Genomic DNA, 2,940 nt, shown 5'->3' on the forward strand with positions numbered 1-2,940 from the left:
GAGGTTGAATCACAGTGGGCATCATCGCTTGGATCCTGATCGGACTGCTTGCCGGAGCCATCGCCAAGGCCCTGATGCCGGGCAAGGACCCGGGCGGCTGTCTGGTCACCATGCTCATCGGCATCGTCGGCGGTCTGCTGGGCGGCTGGCTGGGCAAGGTGATCTTCGGGGTCGAGTCCATCAACGGCTTCTTCTCGCTGTCGACCTGGATCGCCGCCGTCGTCGGCTCGGTGATCGTGCTCCTGATCTACCGGCTGGTCGCGGGCCGCAAGGGCTGAGTGGTTCCGGGACGTCCCGGAACCGCGCCGTCCTCTCGCCCGAACAGGTGGCGCACTCCCGGCGACTGCCGTCTCCCGCAGATGACTCCAACTCACCTGCGGGAGGCGGCAGTTCTGCTGTCGCGGCGCTCTCGTCCGCGGAACGCCACGCGACGCGGCCGGTCGGCCCTGCGCCGCCCGGGCCGTCCGGGTGGGCATCATGAGCGGTTCTGCCGCCAGGCGCGTCTGCCGCCGGGCCCGTTCGTTCCCGGAGGACGCCTTGCACCTTCCCGCGTACCTTTCCGCCACCAGGACGGGGGGCGCCGCGGCGTCCGCCGCACTCCTGCTGTCGTCGCTCGTCCCGCTCGCCACGTCGGCCCATGCCGCCCGGACCCCGGCCGCCGTCCAGGATGCGCCGCCCGGCGCACTGCAGCAGGACTTCGCCGCTGCGGCCGCCCGGTACCGGGTGCCGCCGAGCGTGCTGCTGGCGGTCTCCTACCTCCAGTCCCGGTGGGACGCGCACGGTGGCGCGCCGAGCGTGACCGGCGGGTACGGCCCGATGCACCTCACCGACGGGCGGACCGACGCAAGGGCGGACTCTCCCCGGCTCCCGGACGGAACGGGGACGCTGGCGCGGGCCGCCGCGCTCACCGGGCTGCCCTCCGCGAAGCTGCGGAGCGATCCGGCGGCCAACGTCCTGGGCGGCGCGGCCCTGCTCGCCGCCGCCCAGCAGCAGTTGGGCCGGGCTCCCGGCGCGGACCCGGCCGACTGGTACGGGGCGGTGCAGCGGTTCTCCGGCGCCGCCGAACCGGCAGCCGCGCGGGCGTACGCCGACGAGGTGTACGCGGTGATCCGGGCGGGTCAGCACCGCACCACGGACAGCGGCCAGTCGGTCACCCTGCCCGCCACACCCCGCACCGCTCCCGCCGCCGCACCCGCCACACCCACACCCACACCCACACCCACACCCGCACCCGCACCCGCACCCACCGCCGCTGCCCCCGTCGAGTGTCCCGTCACCGTGTCCTGCGAGTGGATTCCCGCCCCGTACAAGAGACTTGAGGGCGCCGAGGACGGCGACTACGGCAACCACGACCTGGCCGACCGCGGCCGTGACAGCAGCATCGACTACCTCGTCGTCCACGACATCCAGGGCTACTGGAAATCCAGCGTCGACCTCGTCCAGCGGCCGGACTACGTGTCCTGGCAGTACACGCTGCGTTCCTCGGACGGGCACATCGCCCAGCACGTACCGCTGAAGGACGTGGCCTGGCACGCGGGCAACTGGTACACCAACGCCAAGTCGATCGGCCTGGAGCACGAGGGCTTCCTGACCGCGCCCGACGCCTGGTACACGGAGGCGATGTACCGGGCGTCGGCCCGTCTCGTACGTCATCTGGCCGCGAAGTACGGCATCCCGCTGGACCGGCTGCACATCATCGGCCACGACAACGTGCCGGGCGCGCTCCCGGAAGCGGTGCGCGGCATGCACACCGACCCCGGTCCCTACTGGGACTGGGCGCACTACTTCGAGCTGCTGGGCAGGCCGTTCGAGGCGACGGCCGGACCCCGCAGCGCGGCGGTCACCGTACGTCCGGACCACCAGGCGCACCGGCCGCCGTACACCGGCTGCGGAAAGAAGCCGGCCGAGCCGTGCCCCGAGCACGCGTCGGGCGCGGTCCGTCTGCACACCGCCCCCGACACGACCGCCCCGCTGGTCAAGGACGTCGGCCGGCGCCCGGGCGGCGAGGACTCGACGACCGGTGTCAACGACACGGGGGCGCGGGCGTCGACCGGCCAGAGCTATGCGGTGGCGGAGCGGCGCGGGGACTGGACGGCGATCTGGTACCTCGGCCAGAAGGCCTGGTTCCACAATCCGGCCGGGGAGCGGACCGCTGTGAACGTACAGGCCCCACTGCTCACCCCGCGCGACGGCCTCCGTGACGTGCCGGTCTACGGCAGGGCCTACCCGGAAGCGTCCGCGTACCCGGCGGACGTGCCCGTCCAGCCGGTCGTACCGCTGGCGTACCGGATTCCGGCGGGCCAGCGGTACGTCGTCGGACAGCGGACTGCGGGCGAGTACTTCTACGCGCCGGAGTACGGGAGGACGGGACGCGTGATCCGGGGCAAGGAGATCTACTACGAGATCCAGTACGGCCACCGGATCGGCTACGTGAAGGCGTCGGACGTGACACTGGTGGAGCGGGCGGCCGACACCAGGGGTTAGCCCTGGAACATCTCCGCGGGGAGCGGCTTCAGCAGCGCGTACAGGTCGTCGGTGATCGGCCGGTCCCAACTGGCGATCGTGACGAGGACGTTGTCGCTGCGGTCGAACTGCACGCAGGAGATCCGGCTCTCGGAGAGCTTGAGGCGGCGCACGATCAGCAGGTTGTCGCCCTGCATGACGGGGACGTCCTCGGCGCTGACGACCTCGACCTCTTCGTCGTTCTCCAGGGCGAGGAGCAGCTGGGCCACCTCGAAGGGAACCTGGCCCTCGGCGAGCTCGCGGGCCGGGGACCCTTCGGGCAGGTTTCCGATGATCATCGCGGGGCCGCGCCCGCCGAACAGGTCGTACCGGAGGAAGACGCCCTGGCAGCTGCCGTCGGGGGCGGGCAGCAGCCCGGCCCCGAGGTCGCCCGGCCAGTCGCCCGGGTCCATGGCGAGGACGTCGAATTCCGGGCCC

General features: G+C 72.2%; 3 protein-coding genes. 2 read left to right on the forward strand and 1 reads right to left on the reverse strand.

Annotated features, from left to right (window positions below; translation table 11 throughout):
* Window positions 1-14: 14 nt before the first annotated feature.
* A complete protein-coding gene (locus ACWGIG_RS37985) occupies window positions 15-278 on the forward strand; it encodes a GlsB/YeaQ/YmgE family stress response membrane protein (RefSeq protein ID WP_453326288.1) in 264 nt (87 codons plus the stop codon).
* A gap of 199 nt (window positions 279-477) precedes the next feature.
* Window positions 478-2,484: an N-acetylmuramoyl-L-alanine amidase gene (locus ACWGIG_RS37990; RefSeq protein WP_453326289.1), complete on the forward strand. Its 2,007-nt coding sequence runs from the start codon at window positions 478-480 to the stop codon at window positions 2,482-2,484.
* Here the strand turns inward: ACWGIG_RS37990 and ACWGIG_RS37995 are convergent.
* Window positions 2,481-2,940, reverse strand: a 460-nt coding sequence (locus ACWGIG_RS37995; RefSeq protein ID WP_453326290.1) for a hypothetical protein, incomplete at its 5' end; no start/stop codon positions are given. The genes ACWGIG_RS37990 and ACWGIG_RS37995 overlap by 4 nt on opposite strands.

It is taken from the genome of Streptomyces sp. NPDC054863 (assembly GCF_053610825.1).